10 protein-coding genes and 1 pseudogene are annotated in these 16602 nt (G+C 64.8%); 9 read left to right on the top strand and 2 right to left on the bottom strand.

The features are described 5' to 3' along the window. Window positions 1-70 precede the first annotated feature (70 nt). Together E2K99_RS19585 and E2K99_RS19580 are read left to right on the top strand one after the other, a co-directional pair. Window positions 71-3371 (top strand): annotated as a pseudogene (locus E2K99_RS19585) (DUF2339 domain-containing protein). Beyond that, window positions 3368-4711: a DUF3999 domain-containing protein gene (locus tag E2K99_RS19580; protein WP_134223276.1), complete on the top strand. Its 1344-nt coding sequence runs from the start codon at window positions 3368-3370 to the stop codon at window positions 4709-4711. The pseudogene E2K99_RS19585 and the gene E2K99_RS19580 overlap by 4 nt, the downstream one beginning before the upstream one ends. Before the next feature lie 63 nt (window positions 4712-4774). Here the strand turns inward: E2K99_RS19580 and E2K99_RS19575 are convergent, their stop codons facing one another. Continuing rightward, window positions 4775-5329, bottom strand: a complete 555-nt coding sequence (locus E2K99_RS19575) for a cob(I)yrinic acid a,c-diamide adenosyltransferase (RefSeq protein ID WP_134223275.1) — start codon at window positions 5327-5329, stop codon at window positions 4775-4777. Between the two features lie 305 nt (window positions 5330-5634). Between E2K99_RS19575 and E2K99_RS19570 the strand changes: the two genes are divergently transcribed. The 7 genes from E2K99_RS19570 (at window position 5635) to E2K99_RS19540 (ending at window position 16066) form a co-directional block, all read left to right on the top strand. Continuing rightward, complete coding sequence (locus E2K99_RS19570; protein ID WP_088755702.1) at window positions 5635-7050, top strand: FAD-binding oxidoreductase; 1416 nt, start codon at window positions 5635-5637, stop codon at window positions 7048-7050. Between the two features lie 125 nt (window positions 7051-7175). After that, a complete protein-coding gene (locus E2K99_RS19565; RefSeq protein WP_039786924.1) occupies window positions 7176-8066 on the top strand; it encodes a LysR substrate-binding domain-containing protein in 891 nt (296 codons plus the stop codon). Between the two features lie 249 nt (window positions 8067-8315). Next, window positions 8316-9803, top strand: coding sequence for an FAD-linked oxidase C-terminal domain-containing protein (locus E2K99_RS19560; RefSeq protein ID WP_039786927.1), 1488 nt, complete (start codon window positions 8316-8318; stop codon window positions 9801-9803). A gap of 2 nt (window positions 9804-9805) precedes the next feature. Next, window positions 9806-10879: a glycolate oxidase subunit GlcE gene (gene glcE, locus E2K99_RS19555; protein ID WP_166675086.1), complete on the top strand. Its 1074-nt coding sequence runs from the start codon at window positions 9806-9808 to the stop codon at window positions 10877-10879. Between the two features lie 24 nt (window positions 10880-10903). After that, window positions 10904-12145 carry a glycolate oxidase subunit GlcF gene (glcF, locus tag E2K99_RS19550; RefSeq protein ID WP_134223273.1) on the top strand — a complete coding sequence of 414 codons (1242 nt, stop codon included), beginning with the start codon at window positions 10904-10906 and terminating at the stop codon, window positions 12143-12145. A gap of 168 nt (window positions 12146-12313) precedes the next feature. Then, window positions 12314-14428 carry a phosphocholine-specific phospholipase C gene (locus E2K99_RS19545; protein WP_134223272.1) on the top strand — a complete coding sequence of 705 codons (2115 nt, stop codon included), beginning with the start codon at window positions 12314-12316 and terminating at the stop codon, window positions 14426-14428. A 342-nt stretch (window positions 14429-14770) separates the two neighbouring features. Beyond that, complete coding sequence (locus tag E2K99_RS19540; RefSeq protein WP_121043809.1) at window positions 14771-16066, top strand: dicarboxylate/amino acid:cation symporter; 1296 nt, start codon at window positions 14771-14773, stop codon at window positions 16064-16066. A gap of 81 nt (window positions 16067-16147) precedes the next feature. Here the strand turns inward: E2K99_RS19540 and E2K99_RS19535 are convergent, their stop codons facing one another. Then, window positions 16148-16600 (bottom strand): PPC domain-containing DNA-binding protein, encoded by a 453-nt coding sequence (locus tag E2K99_RS19535; protein WP_240733769.1) that lies wholly within the window; start codon window positions 16598-16600, stop codon window positions 16148-16150. Window positions 16601-16602 lie beyond the last annotated feature (2 nt).

Here is a 16602-nt window from a genome sequence, read left to right as displayed (position 1 = left end):
TGGGGTGGCCGGCGGCTTCGCATGGGCGCTCTTGAAATCTTCCTGCAAGAATTCAAACGAGGAGAGACCCATGAGATGGGTGACGGCGATAGTCGGTGGTATGACGGGCTTTGTGCTGGCCTTGGCCAGTGATTGGTCGATCGGTTCTACGGTGGCCATCATGGCTGGGCTGGGCTTCTGGCTCGGCAATGTGCTGTTTGCGGGTAGCCAGCAGGAGGAGCCATCCGCCGCATTCACCGGTACGGCACCTTCCGCGTCCCTGGCCGCCCGCGTGAAGCACCTGGAAGACCGGGTCGCGATGCTCAGTGAAGAAGTGGAGCGGCTGCGACAGGAATCGCCGCATTACCTTGCGCCCCCCTGAGCCGCCTGTCGAGGTGGAGCTCCCTGCAGAAGTACGCTCCCACGATCAAGTCCGCATCCCCGTCACCGCCACCTTGCCGCCAGCGCCTGTCCCGCTCGCCTCGGCTGAGGCAGAACCACAGACCTCGCACGAACAACAAGCCGCTCCGCTGGCGACTGGCGCTGCAGGGAGCGAGCCTGAACTGCCGCCATCCCTCCCTGCCAAGCCCGCTGCGCCCGCGGCACCGGACCTGCTGGAGCGCGCCTTCAATGCCGCGCGGGACTGGCTGCTGGGCGGCAACACGGTGGTGCGCGTGGGCATCATCGTGCTCTTCTTCGGCGTAGCCTTCCTGCTCAAGTACGCCGCCAGCAACAGCCTGCTGCCGATCGAATTCCGCTTGGCCGGTACTGCCCTCGGTGCTGCCGTCCTGCTGGGAGCCGGCTGGCACCTGCGCGAGCGCCGCACCGTGTACGGACTGGTGCTGCAAGGCGGCGGGGTAGGGGTGCTGTATCTGACGGTGTTTGCTGCCGTCAAACTGTATGCGCTGATTCCCTCGGGCATGGCTCTCCCGCTGATGGTCGTGATCTGCGCCCTGAGCGCGTTCCTGGCGATCCGGCAGGATGCGGCGGTGCTGGCCTTCATGGGCAGCGCAGGCGGTTTCCTGGCCCCGGTGCTGGTCAGCAGCGGCGGTGGCAGCCATGTCGCGCTCTTCAGCTATTACGCCTTGCTCAATGCCGGCATCTTTGCCATCGCCTGGTTCAAGGCCTGGCGCGCGCTCAACCTGCTGGGATTTTCCTTCACCTTCGTGATCGGTTCGATCTGGGGCGCGACCGCCTACGCACCGGAACACTTCGCCAGTACCGAAGCCTTCCTGGTGCTGTTCTTCCTCATGTACGTCGGAATCTCGCTCCTGTATGCCTTGCGGCGCGAGTGCGTGGTGCGGCACTACGTGGATGGCTCGCTGGTATTCGGCACGCCCATTGCGGCCACCGCGCTGCAGGCGGCCCTGGTCAAGTCCATGCCCTTCGGCCTGGCGTGGAGTGCGGTTGCCTTGTCGGCCTTCTATCTGCTGGCCGCAGCCGGACTGGTGCGCTGGCGGCAGCGGCTGGGTTTGCTGTTCGATGCAATGCTGGTCCTGGGTGTGATCTTCGCGACGCTGGCCATTCCCTTCGCCTGCTCCGGCCAGACCACGGGGGCCGCCTGGGCGATCGAGGGCGCGGCCCTGGTGTGGATGGCAGTGCGCCAGCGTCGGCTGCTGGCACTGCTGTCCGGCTTGCTGATGCAGCTTGTGGCGGCGCTGGCGTTCCTGGCGTCTTGGGGCGAGCCGCCTGGTGCGGTGTTGATGCCGGTCGTCCATACCGGCTTCCTGGCCATGCTGATGATTGCGCTGGCGGGCCTGTTCATCGGCTGGTGGCTGCAGGTGCGCAGCGATGCGGGCCGCTGGCATGCATCGCTGCCCGAAGTGGGCATGGCCGCTGCGGTGTGGGGCCTGTGCTGGTGGGCCGCTGCCGGCCTGCGCGAAATCCAGGCGCACGCCGCCACGCTGGCACCGGAGGCGCTGGTCCCGTTCATCTTGCCTGCGCTGGTGCTGTGGGCCATCCTCACCGCCTGGCTGGCCCACGCCGCACGCCGCCTGCTGGCCTGGCCCCTGGCCCGGCGCGTCGAGCAGGCCTTGGCACCGGTGCTGGGTCTGCTGACCCTGGGCTTGTTCATGACGCAAGCTGCGCCGCTGACCGGATGGGGCTGGCTGGCCTGGCCGCTGGCACTGGTCTCGACCTATGCCATCCTGTGGCACCTGGAAGGCGAGCACGAACGCGGCCAGACCTCCGCTTGGCCGCCGTATGCCCTGCAGCACCTCTTGAGTTTCTGGATGCTGTGCGCCTTGCTGGCCTTCGAGGGCTACTGGCGCTTGCGTGAGTTCGTCCCCGAAGGCGCGTGGAGCTGGAGCGCCTGGGCCTGTGGAGTGGGACTGTGCCTGCTGGCAGTCTCGATCCTGGGCACCCGCCTGCGCTGGCCGGTCGCCGTGCAGGCCTGGTCCTATCAGGTCTGGGGCGCGGCACCGCTGGCGCTGCTGTTGTGGGTGTGGAGCATCGGCAGTGCGCTGAGCGACGGCGATGCCTCGCCGTTGTTCTGGCTGCCGCTGTTGAACCCCCTGGATGTGGCGCAATTATTGGGCTTTTTGGCCGTGGCCGCATGGATAGGGCGTTTGCGCCAGCTGGAGGTGGGCCAGCCGCCGCTGGAAGTGAATTATCTGGCGTTCGCCACGGTCTTCCTGTGGTTCAACGCACTGCTGCTGCGGACCTTGCATCACTATTTCGGCGTGGAATATGAAGTAGCTGCCGTGCTGGCCTCGTTCCGCTGGCAACAGGTCTTCATGCTGGGCTGGGGTGTCTTTGCCTTTGCCGCGCTGTGGCTGGTCCGCAGCGAACGCCTGCAGAAGCTGTGCGTGCTGGCCTCGCTGCCGCTGATGCTGGTGCTGTGGCTGTGGACGATCAACGTCAACCTTACCGAGGCCGGTGGCGACTGGATGCGGCTGCCCTTGCTTAATCCGCTGGATGCGGTCCTGCTGGCCATCTATGCACTGATCGCTTTCTGGCTCGCGCGCCTGGCCAGCCTGACCAGCTTGCTTGCGCCGTATCGCACGGCGCTGATGAGCGCGGTGGGCGCGACGGCTTTCCTCTGGCTCAACGCCATGCTGCTGCGCACCCTGCATCACTGGACCGGTCTGCCTTACACGCTGGCTGACATCTCGCACTCGACGCTGGCCCAGGCGGCGCTGACGGTGTTCTGGGCCTTGTGTGCTCTCACCACGCAGGTCATTGCCACGCGTCGCGGCCTGCGCATCCTGTGGTTCGTCGGCGGCGCGTTATTGGGAGTGACCGTGATCAAGCTGTTCCTGTTCGACCTGTCGCGCATCCAGGGCCTGGAGCGCATCGTCGCGTTCATCGGGGTCGGTGTGCTGCTGTTGCTGGTGGGGTATTTCTCGCCCTTGCCGCCCAAGCGCGCTGCCGCCGAGGAGGTCACGCCATGAAATCGATGCTGATGAGTTTGTGCGCGGGCTTGCTGGCGTTCAGCGCCCACGCCAGGGAAGCCGCGCCGGTGGAAGCTGTGCAATGGTACGAAGTGAATCTCAGCGGCAGCGGTCCGTATTACCGCATGCGCTTGCCATCCGAGATCTACGCGGCCAGCCAGCGCAGCGATCTGGGCGATGTGCGCATCGTCAACGGTGCCGGAGAGCGGGTGCCGTTCTCACTGGAGGCGGCCACCGTTCCCGCTCCGGTCAAACGCGTGGTGCCGGCACCGGTGACCTGGTTTGCCGTGCCCGCCGCCAACCGAGCGGGTGGCCAGCCTCGCCTGGGTGTCTCGATTGCGCCCGACGGCAGCTTGCGTGCCGAGGTCGGCGCACCGGCCGCGCCGCGCGGGGCTGACGAGTCGGTGCTGGTCGATCTGGGGCGGGAAGCGTCGGTGAGCGGCTTGCAGATCCATTTGGGCGTGACGCAATATCAGGGCCGTGTCCAGGTCGAGAGCAGTGCCGATCTGACGCAATGGCACAACGTGGCGGAAGCCGACTTGCTGAAGGCATCCTCGAATGGCAAGCAGTTGCGCCAGGAGCGGGTGCCGCTGGACGGATTGCGGCAGCGCTACCTGCGGCTGAGTTGGCCGGATGGCGTGCCCGAGATCACGGCGATCGACGCCGAGATCGTTGTGGTGGAAGCGGTCCCCGGGAACGATGCGCCTGCTCTGCGCTGGCAGGCTGCCGCGCAGGTACGCACCGGCAGTCTGGCAGGCGAATATCTGTTCGAGAGCGGCGGAGTCTATCCGGCCGAAAGCGTGCGCATCGATCTGCCGCAGCCCAATACCATCGCCAAGGTCAGCCTGCAAAGCCGCAGCGAGGCCCAGGCACCCTGGCGGGAAGTCGCTACGGGCAGCGTATTCCGTCTGCAAGGCAAGTCAGGCGAGGAGCGTTCCGCACCGTTGCAGTTCCAGGTCACGCCCGAGCGCAACTGGCGGATCCTGGTGGACACGCGCAATGGCGGTCTGGGCAGCGGCTTGCCGCAAGTGAGCCTGGGCTGGAGGCCGGCGCAGCTGACTTTCGTGGCACGGGGATCTCCGCCCTTCAGGATGGGCGCGGGCGATGCGGCGCTGGCACCGGTGGCGCAGCCGACAGCGGAATTGCTGATGGGGGCAACCCCCGAGATGGGCAACGCCACGCTGGGAGCACGGCTGCCGATGGCACAGGAAAGCGCGGCGGCCGCTTCGGCCAGTACCCGCAACATCGTGCTGTGGGTGGGTTTGATCATTGCCGTGGCGGCTTTGGGTGCCATCGCCTGGCGTCTGGCGCGCAGCAAGCCGGTGGACGGCTCCCGCTAGCTGTCGCAGGCAGAAGGCGGTGTTGCTGCAGCGCTGCCTTCACTGCCCGCAGTGAGAACGCAATCAGCGTTCCCGTCCCTTCTCCCACAGCACATCCTGTCCACCCGCCTCCCGGTTGAGCACGCGCGCCAGCACGAAGCACAGGTCGGAGAGACGATTCAGATACTGCCGCGCCGGCGCATTCACGCCGGTCTCGGCCTTCTCCAGCATCACCACGCTGCGCTCGGCGCGACGGCACACGGTGCGGCATACGTGCGCCAGCGCGGCCGTGCGCGAGCCACCCGGCAGGATGAATTCCTTGAGCGGGGGCAGGGTGGCGTTGTACTTTTCCAGCAGGGCGTCCAGCCGGGCCAGGTGCGCATCGGCCAGCACCGTATAGCCCGGGATGCACAGCTCGCCGCCGAGGTCGAAGAGGTCATGCTGGATCGACACCAGTTCCTCCCGCAGAGCAGCCGGCAGCGTCTCGCACAACAGCAGGCCCAGCTGCGAATTGAGCTCATCCACATCGCCCAGCGCCTGGATGCGCAGGTTGTCCTTGCCCACGCGGCTGCCATCGCCCAGTCCGGTACTGCCATCATCGCCGGTGCGGGTGGCGATCTTCGAAAGTCGGTTGCCCATCATTGCTCCTTGTTGATCCGCCGGGGAGCTTAAGCGCAAGGCCCGTCCAAGGCAAGCGCTTCCCATGCGCTGCGAGCCGTGACGCGTCTGCTGGAAAAAGGCGTAAACAATTCACTTGATTTGTCCGATCACGCAGCATGGAGGGGGACATTTGCGCAAACTAAAGTCGGCAAGAGAGTAAAATTCATCGATTGGATCAGTGGTCAGTCCACTGGAGCGGCAGGGGATGCCGCTTCACCGGCCCTGCATCTTCCCCGCACAAGACCATAAGAACACCGAGACACCAGACCCCTGAGAGACATTGCATGAACCACCTAGTTGACGCCCGGAAACTGAAACGCCCCGTGCCCCAGGCCCTGCTCGACGAGCTCAAGGCCCTCTTCGGCGAGCGCTGCTCCACCACCCTGGCGATGCGCGAGCACCACGGCCGCGACGAATCCTCCTACGATCCCATGCTGCCGGACGCCGTGGTCTTCGCCCACAGCACCGAGGAAGTCGCCGCCTTCGTCAAGCTCTGCAGCCAGTACGACACCCCCATCATCCCCTACGGCGCCGGCACCTCGCTGGAAGGCCACGTGCTGGCCCTGCAGGGCGGCGTCACGGTGGACCTGTCGCAGATGAACCAGGTCCTGGCCGTCAACGCCGAAGACCTGACCGCCACCGTCCAGGCGGGCGTGACCCGCAAGCAGCTGAACCAGGAGATCAAGGACACGGGCCTGTTCTTCCCCATCGATCCGGGTGCTGATGCCTCGCTGGGCGGCATGGCATCGACCCGTGCGTCGGGTACCAATGCCGTGCGCTACGGTACGATGAAGGAAAACACGCTGACCCTGACGGTGGTCACGGCCCAAGGTGAGATCATCAAGACCGGCACCCGTGCCAAGAAATCCTCGGCCGGCTACGACCTGACCCGCGTCTACGTGGGCAGCGAAGGCACCCTGGGCATCATCACCGAAGTGACCGTGCGCCTGTATCCGCAGCCGGAAGCCATTTCGGCCGCGATCTGTTCCTTCCCCAGCGTGGCCGATGCGGTCAATACCGTCATCCAGACCATCCAGATGGGCGTGCCGCTGGCGCGTGTGGAACTGCTCGATGAAAATGGCGTGCGCGCCATCAATGCCCACGACAAGCTGAACCTGCCGGTCAACCCGCTGCTGCTGTTCGAATTCCATGGCAGCGAGAACGGCGTCAAGGAACAAGCCGAGCTGGTGCAGGATATCGCCAAGGAATTCCATGCGCTCGGCTTCGAATGGGCCACCCGCCCCGAAGATCGCACCCGTCTCTGGACCGCCCGTCACAACGCCTACTTCGCGCTGCTGCAATTGCGCCCCGGTGCCCGTGCGATTTCCACCGACTGCTGCGTGCCGATCTCGCGCCTGGCCGAATGCGTGCTGGCCACCAAGGCCGATTGCGAAGAGCAGGGGCTCATTCACGCCATCATCGGCCACGTCGGCGATGGCAACTTCCACGTGCAGATGATGGTGGACCCCAACGACCCGGCCGACATCGCCCGCGCCGAAGGCGTCAACGCCCGCATGGTGGCGCGGGCCCTCGGCATGGATGGCACCTGCACCGGCGAACACGGCGTCGGCCTGCACAAGATGGATTTCCTGATCCAGGAACACGGTGATGGTGCCATTGCCGTCATGCGTGCCATCAAGCATGCGCTTGATCCGAAGAACATCATGAACCCCGGCAAGATCCTGCGCTGGGAACAGTGAGGTCGCTGTATCACGCAGGCCAGGGGAGAAAAACTTAGTTTTACGCGCCTGGCCTTTTAGTTTTTCGGCAACGCAGTGTTAGTTTTCATCAGTTTTGCTTGAACCGCAGCAGGAATCCACCATTCATGGCCACCCGCCTTCCCCCCGTTCACGCCCTGTCCGCCTTCGAAGCGGCAGCCCGTCACAACTCGTTTGCGATCGCCGCCGAGGAACTGTGCATCACCCCGTCGGCGCTGTCGCACCGGATCCGCCTGCTGGAAGATTTCGTGGGCGAGCGCCTGTTCTATCGCGATGGCCGTTCCATCGGCCTGTCCGAATTCGGCCGCCGCTATCTCGATGTGGTGCGCAGCGCCTTGCGCACGCTGACCGATTTCCCGATGCCCCACCGCAATGCGGCCGTGCAGCCCAAGATCAAGGTGATGCTGCCGCCGACCTTCGCGCGCCACCTGCTCATGCCGCGCATCGCCGACTTCACCCAGCGCCATCCGGAGATCGTGGTCGAACTGTATCTCTCGGTACCGCTGTATGACCTGTCGCTCTCGGAGAGCGATGTCGAGATCCGCTTCGGTGCCGGCAACTATCCCAACATCATCACCGAGAAGCTGTTCGAGGAACCGGCCTTCGCCGTGGCCAGCCCCGGCTACCTGAAGACCCTGCCGCCGATGAAGTCGCCCACCGACCTGCAGCATGCGACCCTGCTGCGCTCGGCGCTGGAACCTTGGCAGCCCTGGTTCGAAGCGGCTGGCCTGAAGGACTGGGTGGAACCCTCGTCCGGCCTGCGCGTGGACGACCTGGGCCTGCTGCTGGAAGCGGTGCGCCACGGCTACGGGATTGGCCTGACGCGCCAGCACTTTGCCGAAGAACTGCTGGCAAGGGGCGAGATCGTGGAATTGTTCGACGTGCGCCTGCGCACCCCACCACATGCGTATTACGTGGTCTACGAGCGCGCCGTGCGCGAGCGGCCCGAGGTTGATACCTTCATCAGCTGGATGCAGAACGCCTTCCGCAACATCTGACCCGGCTTTGTATCGCCCATCCCGTCCGGCCGCCCTGAAAATAATTCACGGCGGCCGGAAATTCTTTTCAGTGGGCCGCCAGGCAACACGGCACCGTGCAGGGCGGCAAAATTCGTTACACTTGTCGGACTGAAAAAGCCCGCCCCATGCGGGCTGACAACAAACGAGACAGCGTGAGCCGCAGCACCGGATGCAAGAAGAGGGACATCCAGCGCCGCACGCCTGCCTAGCTTACCGCCGAGGTCCAGCATGAATGCTCCCGCCCAACCGTCCTTCGCGCCGGCCCGCCAGCGCGAAGTCGTCGATGCCCTGCGCCGGGTCGTCCCCGCGCACTGCGTGCTGTTCGACGAGGAAGACACCCGCCCCTACGAATGCGACGGCCTGGCCGCCTACCGGCAGTTGCCCATGGTGGTGGTGCTGCCCGAGAACGAGGCGCAGGTCATCGCCATCATGAAGGCCTGCCACGCGCTGCAGGTGCAGATCGTGCCGCGCGGTGCCGGCACCGGCCTGTCGGGCGGGGCCATGCCCATCGCTGATGGCGTGGTGGTCTCCACCGCCAAGTTCAACCAGATCCTCAAGATGGACAAGTATTCGCGCACCGCCGTGGTCCAGCCCGGCGTGCGCAACCTGGCCATCTCCGAAGCAGCAGCCCCGCACGGGCTGTATTACGCGCCGGACCCGTCCTCGCAGATCGCCTGTTCCATCGGCGGCAACGTGGCCGAGAATTCCGGCGGCGTTCACTGCCTGAAATACGGCCTGACGGTGCACAACGTGCTGCGCGTGCGCATGGTCACCATCGAAGGCGAGGTGGTGGAGCTCGGTAGCGGTGCATTGGATGCGCCGGGCCTGGACCTGCTGGCCGTCTTCATCGGTTCCGAAGGCATGCTGGGCGTGGTCACCGAAGTGACCGTCAAGCTGGTGCCCAAGCCCCAGGCCGCGCGCGTGATCATGGCCTCCTTCGACGATGTGGTCAAAGGCGGCAATGCGGTGGCCAACGTGATCGCCGCCGGCATCATCCCGGCCGGGCTGGAGATGATGGACAAGACCAGCTCGCGCATGGTCGAGCCCTTCGTCAAAGCCGGCTATGACATCGATGCCGAAGCCATCCTGCTGTGCGAATCCGATGGCACCGTGGAAGAGGTGGAAGAAGAAATCGGCCGCATGACCGACGTGCTCAACGCCAGCGGCGCGACGGCGATTGCCTGCTCGCAGTCGGAAGCCGAGCGCCTGCGCTTCTGGTCCGGCCGCAAGAACGCCTTCCCGGCAGCCGGCCGCATCTCGCCCGACTATTACTGCATGGATGGCACCATCCCGCGCAAGAAGCTGGCGCAGGTGCTGCTGGGCATCGCCGAGATGGAAAAGAAATACGGCCTGCGCTGCGCCAACGTCTTCCATGCGGGCGATGGCAACCTGCATCCGCTGATCCTCTTCGATGCCAACATCGCTGACGAATTCCATCGCGCCGAACTGTTCGGTGCCGAGATCCTGGAGCTGTGCGTGGAAGTGGGCGGCACCATCACCGGTGAACACGGCGTGGGCATCGAGAAGATCAACTCCATGTGCGTACAGTTTTCACCCGCCGAGCGCGAGGCCTTCTTCAAGTTGAAGCGCGCCTTCGATCCGGCCTTCCTGCTCAATCCCGATAAAGCCATTCCCACCCTGCATCGCTGTGCCGAGTACGGCAAGATGCACGTGCAGCGCGGCCAGCTGCGCTTTCCCGATCTGCCGAGATTCTGACCATGCAAGCACAACAAGACATGGACGCCGTGCTGGCCTCCTTCCGCGAACGCATCCTCTCCGGCCGCGCCCTGCAGATCCGTGGCGGCGGCACCAAGGACTGGTACGGACAGGAGCCCGCCGGCGACCTGCTCGACACGCGCCCCTACAGCGGCATCATCGACTATGAACCGACCGAGCTGGTCATCACCGCCCGCTGCGGCACGCCCCTGGCCGAGATCGATGCGGCACTGGCCCAGCACAACCAGATGCTGGCCTGGGAGCCCCCGCGTTTCGGCGGTGCGGCCACCGTCGGCGGCATGGTCGCGGCCGGCCTCTCCGGTCCCTCGCGCGCCAGCGCAGGTGCCGTGCGCGATTTCGTACTGGGTGCGGTGCTCATGGATGCACAGGGCGAGCAATTGCACTTCGGCGGACAGGTCATGAAGAACGTTGCCGGCTATGACATCTCGCGCCTGCTGGCCGGTTCGCTGGGCACGCTGGGACTGATCCTGCAGGTCTCGCTGAAGGTCTTGCCGCGTCCCATCGCCAGCAGCACCCGCGTCTTCGAGATCAACCAGGAAGGCGCACTGCGCCTGCTCAACCAGAGCGCAGGACAACCCCTGCCGCTGGTGGCCAGCGCCTGGGTCAACAATGTGCTCACGATCCGTTTGTCGGGCGCACAGGCTGCCGTCGATTCAGCAATCAAAAAGATGGGTGGCACCGAATTAAGCAATCCGGAAGATTACTGGATGGACCTGCGCGAGCAGACCCACCCCTTCTTTGCCGATCCGCAAGCCCCGCTGTGGCGCCTGTCGCTGCCCTCGGTGGCCCCGCCCATCGACCTGCCCGGCCGCCAGCTCATCGAGTGGGGCGGGGCACAGCGCTGGCTGCGGCCGGAGGGGAATGTGGATGCCGTGGCCATCCGTGCCGCGGCACTCGCCGTCGGCGGACACGCCAGCCTGCATCGTGGCGGCGACAAGGCCATCGGCGTTTTTCACCCCTTGCAGCCGGCGGTGGAAACGATCCACCGCCGCCTCAAGCAGCAATTCGACCCGCAGGGCATCTTCAATCCCGGCCGCCTGTACGCCAGCCTGTAAGCGCCTCTTTTCCAAGCGATCATCATGCAGACCAACTTGGCTGATTTCATCCGCAACACCCAGGCCGGCGAGGAAGCCGACAGCATCCTGCGTTCCTGCGTGCATTGCGGTTTCTGTACCGCCACTTGTCCCACCTATCAACTGCTGGGCGATGAACTGGATGGCCCGCGCGGCCGCATCTATCTCATCAAGCAGGTGCTCGAAGGCAAGCCCGCCACGGCCGCCACGCAATCGCACCTGGACCGCTGCCTGACCTGCCGCAACTGCGAATCCACTTGCCCCTCCGGTGTGCAGTACGGACGCCTGGTCGACATCGGCCGCAAGGTGGTGGAAGAGCAGGTGCAGCGTCCCTTCGGCCAGCGTGTCCTGCGCACTGCCTTGAAGGAGCTGGTGCCGCGCAAGTGGATCTTCCGTCCGGCCATGAAGGCGGGGCAAATGGTGCGCCCGCTCTTGCCCAAGCTGTTGCAGAACAAGGTGCCGCTGCCGCAGGATGCGGGAAGCTGGCCCACGCGCACGCATGCGCGCCAGATGCTGTTGCTCGAAGGATGCGTGCAACCGTCGATGGCCCCCAACATCAACAGTGCCACCGCGCGCGTGCTCGATGCCCTCGGTGTGCAATTGTTCGCGCCGCCCAAGGCCGGCTGCTGCGGGGCCATCCGCTATCACCTCAATGACCAGGACGGCGGCCTCGACGACATGCGCCGCAACATCGACGCCTGGTGGCCCTACATCGAAGGACGTGACGGCGTGCGTGCCGACACCATCGTCATGAATGCCTCCGGCTGCGGGGCCACCGTCAAGGAATACGGGCACCTGCTGCAGCACGATCCGGATTACGCCGAGAAGGCGCGCCGCATCTCCCGCATGACGCGCGACATCAGCGAGATCCTGCCCGAGTTCGAAGAGCAGCTGCAGCACAAGCTCAAGGATTTCAACGGCAAGCGCGTGGCCTATCACCCGCCCTGCACCCTGCAGCATGGCCAGAAGATCCGCGGCAAGGTCGAGGGCATCCTGCGCGCGGCCGGCGTGGATGTGCAGCTGTGTGCGGACAGCCATCTCTGCTGCGGTTCGGCCGGCACCTATTCGGTACTGCAGCCGGAACTGTCCTATCGTCTGCGCGACAACAAGATCAGCAAGCTGCAGGCCACCGATCCGGACATGATCGTCACCGGCAACATCGGGTGCGTCACGCACCTGCAATCCGGGACCGACACGCCGGTGCGGCACTGGATCGAATTGCTGGACAGCGCCCTGCAACAGGCCTGAGGACGCGGATAGTCAGGATAGTCCGGATGACATCGTGATGCGTCTCACGATGTCATTGTCCTGTCAGATCAAAAACTTAGACTTTCGCCTTCACCGATACCAGCGGTGTAGTCAGGCGAAGCCCGCAAGGTCGTGTTGCGCCTGGCTGCCCGCACGAGGACCAGGATCATGGGCGGAACCAGTCGACGCGATTTCCTAAGATTGTCGGCCAGCGTGGCCGGTGCCGCCAGCGCCGCCGCGCTGCTGCCGGCCTCGATCAGCAAGGCCCTGGCCATCGCGCCCCAGGTGCGCACGGGCAGCATCGAGGACGTCGAGCACATCGTGGTCTTCATGCAGGAGAACCGTTCCTTCGATCACTACCTGGGGCATCTGTCCGGTGTGCGCGGCTACAACGACCGCTTTCCGGTGACGCTGCCCAATGGCCGTCCGGTCTGGTTCCAGCCACGTCAGGAGGATCCCGCCGCAGTCATCGCACCGTTCCGTTACGACACCACTGATCCGGCGATGAATGCCCAATGCGTCGGCAGCCTGCCGCACACCTGGGCCACCACCCAGGGTGCCATCAACGGCGGACGCGCCGATCAATGGGCCCAGCAGAAGGGCAATCTGTGCATGGGTTACCACGTGCGCGAGGACATTCCCTTCCACTATGCCCTGGCCGATGCCTTCACCGTCTGCGACCAGTATTTCTGCTCGATTCCCGGCAACACCCATCCCAACCGCATGTACCTGATGACGGGCATGATCGATCCGCTGGGCAGCGGAGGTGGACCGCTGCTGGACAATACCGACTACATCGACAACCAGTTCAGCAGCACCAAGCTGCCGCCCTTCACCTGGACCACCTATCCGGAACGGCTGGAGCAGGCCGGCATTTCCTGGCAGGTCTACCAGCAGGGCACTGACTTCGACAAGTTCAGTGGCAACTACGGCACCAACATGCTGGCTTCGTTCGAGAACTTCGTGCATGCCCCCATCGGTTCCTCACTGCACGCGCGCGGCATGAGTACCCGCAGCGTGGCGCAGCTCAGGGCCGATGTGGAGCAGGGCAAGCTGCCGCAGGTGTCGTGGCTGCTGCCGCCGGCGGTGTATTCCGAGCATCCGGATTACACGCCGCTGTATGGCGCGCGCTATCTCTCCGACATCCTCGATGCGCTCACCGCCAATCCCGAGGTGTGGAGCAAGACCGTGCTCTTCATCATGTATGACGAGAACGACGGCTTCTTCGACCACGTGGTCCCGCCGCAGGCGCCCACGGTGCCGGGTTCCGGCAAGAGCACGGTGGACATCGCGCTGGAGCGCCATGCCGTGGTGGCCGCGAGCCAGCAGGGCAAGTTCACCGCCGACCAGCTGCCCTACGGGCTGGGCCCGCGCGTGCCGATGTTCGTGGTCTCGCCATGGTCGCGCGGCGGACGGGTCAATTCGCAGGTGTTCGATCACACGTCCGTACTGCAATTCATCGAGCGCCGCTTCGGCGTCATCGAGCCCAACATTTCTCCCTGGCGGCGTGCGGTGTGCGGCGACCTCAGCTCGACGCTGGATTTCAGCCGGCGCGATACCTCGGCACCGCGCCTGCCCGATACCACCCACTACCTGGCCGATTCCGACCTGCAATGCAAACGTCCGGTCGCCATCAGCGCGCCCGCACCCGGCGCCGCGCTGTCCATCGCCCCGCAGGAAGCGGGCGTGCGGACTGCCTGTGCCTTGCCCTATGCGCTGCACGTGCATGGCAGCCGCGAGGGCGGCCGTTACATCCTGCGCTTCGACAATGTCGGCCGGCAGGGCGCGCATTTCCAGGTCCACGACGATGTCCTCGGTAGCGCACCGCGCGGCTATACCGTGGAGGCCGGCAAGCAGCTCGGTGACAGCTGGCCGCTTGCTGCCGGAGGCCGTTACCAGTTCAGCGTGTGGGGACCGAACGGCTATTTCCGCCGTTTCGCAGGGCAGGCCGGGAGCGCGTCGCAGCCGGAACCTGAACTGCGCAGCCATTACGATGCGGCCCGCGGCGTGCTGACCGTCAGCTTGCTCAATCCCGGCCCGGCGCCCTTGATCGCCACGGTCACCGATCTGGCCTACGGCCACTCCCCGCGCGTGCTGCATGTGCCGGCCGGGCAGAGCGTCAGCAGCGCCTGGGATCTGGCGGCCAGCCACCACTGGTACGACCTGCAGTGGCAACTGCAGGAGCAACCGCACTGGCTGCGCCGGCTGGCGGGCCATCTGGAAACCGGCCGCCCCAGCATGAGCGATCCGGCCGCCACGGCACCGGTGACGACCGCGCTCTGACGCCCCTGCAGGCGGGTGTTTTGTGGCTGACAAAGTGCTGACAAGTTGGCTTCAGGCATGTTGGCAAAATCGCCACATTCCGGCTCCTGTGGACGGTTTGCTGCGTTTTGGGGCAGTTTTACCTCCTTAGCCTTGACGGCGGGGGGCATAAGTCAATAAGCTTCGTCCTTTTTTCCGCGCGGCGGGAAAAAACGGTCAGGGTTTCTCATCAGAAACTGACGCTTTCTGACCATCCAAAAGCATGGCGCCCCTGTCACCGCACCGGCCGGCGCCGCCCGCAAGCCTTACATCATCGTCCTCTCACCTGCCTCGTGCCGGTGGCGAGCGAGGGCAGGAGAACACATGAAGAAACGCATTCCACAAGCCGCCTACATCTTTGCAGCCATGCTGCTGGGCATCCTGGTCGGCTACCTGATTTTCAATCACTACGACAAGGGCGAGGCCAAGGAGCTGGCGGGTTATATCTCGATTGCCTCCGACCTGTTCCTGCGCCTCATCAAGATGGTCATCGCACCGCTGGTGTTCTCGACCCTGGTGGTGGGCATCGCCCACATGGGCGACGCCAAGTCGGTGGGCCGCATCTTCGGCAAGTCGCTGGCCTGGTTCTTCATCGCTTCGCTGGTGTCGCTGGCGCTGGGCATGATCATGGCCAACCTGCTGCAACCGGGCGCCGGCGTGGCGCTGCCTTCGCCGGATGCTGCCGGTGCGGGCCTGGCCACCAGCAAGTTCACGGTCAAGGAATTCTTCAACCACCTGGTACCCAAGTCGATTGTGGAAGCCATGGCGCAGAACGAGATCCTGCAGGTGGTGGTGTTCTCCATGTTCTTCGGCATCGCCCTGGCGGCGCTGGGTGAACGCGGCAAGCACCTGCTGCTCGTCATCGACGACCTGTCGCACACCATGCTGAAGATCACCGTCTACGTCATGAAGTTCGCGCCGGTGGCGGTGTTTGCCGCCATGGCCGCAACGGTCGCCGTCAATGGCCTGGACATCCTGGTCAGCTTCGCGGTCTTCATGCGTGACTTCTACTTCTCGCTGGTGCTGCTGTGGGTGATCCTGATCGCAGTGGGCTTCGTGTTCCTGAAGAAGCGCATCTTCCACCTGCTGGCGCTGATCAAGGAAGCCTTCCTGCTGGCCTTCGCCACCGCCAGCTCGGAAGCGGCCTATCCGAAGCTGCTGGATGCGCTGGACCGCTTTGGCGTCAAGCGCAAGATTTCAAGCTTCGTCATGCCGATGGGGTATTCCTTCAACCTCGACGGTTCGATGATCTACTGCACCTTCGCTACGCTCTTCATCGCGCAGGCCTATGGCATCCACATGCCCATCTCCACCCAGATCACCATGATGCTGGTGCTGATGCTGACCTCCAAGGGCATCGCCGGCGTGCCGCGCGCCTCGCTGGTGGTGATCGCCGCCACGCTGCACCAGTTCAACATCCCGGAAGCGGGCCTGCTGGTGATCCTGGGCATCGATACCTTCCTCGACATGGGCCGTTCGGCTACCAATGCGGTGGGCAACTCGATCGCTTCGGCCGTGGTGGCCAAGTGGGAAGGCGGCCTGCTGAGCGAAGAAGAAGCCGCGCGCGCCGAAGTCGAGATCGAACAGGAAGCCGAAGCCACGCTGCATACGGAAGCCTGATCCGATAGTTAGTCCAAGAATGAAACAATGCCGCCCGGTGATGAGCCGCGCGGCATTTTTCATGGGGGAAAGGAAAGTGATTCAGGCCGGCAGCGCCTCGGATTGCTTGACCGCAATCCATTCCTGCAGGGTGATCTCGATGGTGATGAAAGAGAGATTGGCACCGCGCACGAAGCGCCCGGCAAAGATGCGGCCCTCGGTATCGGCCACCACACCTTGCAGCGGATGAGTGCTGCCCGGTCCATCGCTAAAACCGATTTCGCCGAAGACGTTGAGGATTTCCACACCCGGCCCGTTGATCTCCATCGCACGCACCCCGGCCGGGGTGGCGTATTGCAGATGGGCATCGATGAGGCTGCCGATGGCGCCCCGCACGATGGCCTTGTCCATGCCATGCTGGCGGCACAGCGCTTCCACGCTTTCGGTCAGGTCCTGGTTGGGTTTGAGCCGGGCCATCACCAGCTTGCCGAGCTGGCCCTGTTCTACGTGGATGTGGTCGTCAAGGGAGTCGCTGTCATGGGCGGGGAGCGTCATCA

Source organism: Herbaspirillum huttiense (assembly GCF_004367745.1).
GTDB classification, from domain to species: Bacteria; Pseudomonadota; Gammaproteobacteria; order Burkholderiales; family Burkholderiaceae_D; genus Herbaspirillum; species Herbaspirillum huttiense.
This window is presented reverse-complemented; position numbering and strand designations above follow the sequence as displayed.

Coding starts and splice junctions, on each gene's coding strand:
- E2K99_RS19580 (WP_134223276.1), top strand. CDS start 3,368: ATGAAATCGATGCTGATGAGTTTGTGCGCGGGCTTGCTGGCGTTCAGC.
- E2K99_RS19575 (WP_134223275.1), bottom strand. CDS start 5,329: ATGGGCAACCGACTTTCGAAGATCGCCACCCGCACCGGCGATGATGGC.
- E2K99_RS19570 (WP_088755702.1), top strand. CDS start 5,635: ATGAACCACCTAGTTGACGCCCGGAAACTGAAACGCCCCGTGCCCCAG.
- E2K99_RS19565 (WP_039786924.1), top strand. CDS start 7,176: ATGGCCACCCGCCTTCCCCCCGTTCACGCCCTGTCCGCCTTCGAAGCG.
- E2K99_RS19560 (WP_039786927.1), top strand. CDS start 8,316: ATGAATGCTCCCGCCCAACCGTCCTTCGCGCCGGCCCGCCAGCGCGAA.
- glcE (WP_166675086.1), top strand. CDS start 9,806: ATGCAAGCACAACAAGACATGGACGCCGTGCTGGCCTCCTTCCGCGAA.
- glcF (WP_134223273.1), top strand. CDS start 10,904: ATGCAGACCAACTTGGCTGATTTCATCCGCAACACCCAGGCCGGCGAG.
- E2K99_RS19545 (WP_134223272.1), top strand. CDS start 12,314: ATGGGCGGAACCAGTCGACGCGATTTCCTAAGATTGTCGGCCAGCGTG.
- E2K99_RS19540 (WP_121043809.1), top strand. CDS start 14,771: ATGAAGAAACGCATTCCACAAGCCGCCTACATCTTTGCAGCCATGCTG.
- E2K99_RS19535 (WP_240733769.1), bottom strand. CDS start 16,600: ATGACGCTCCCCGCCCATGACAGCGACTCCCTTGACGACCACATCCAC.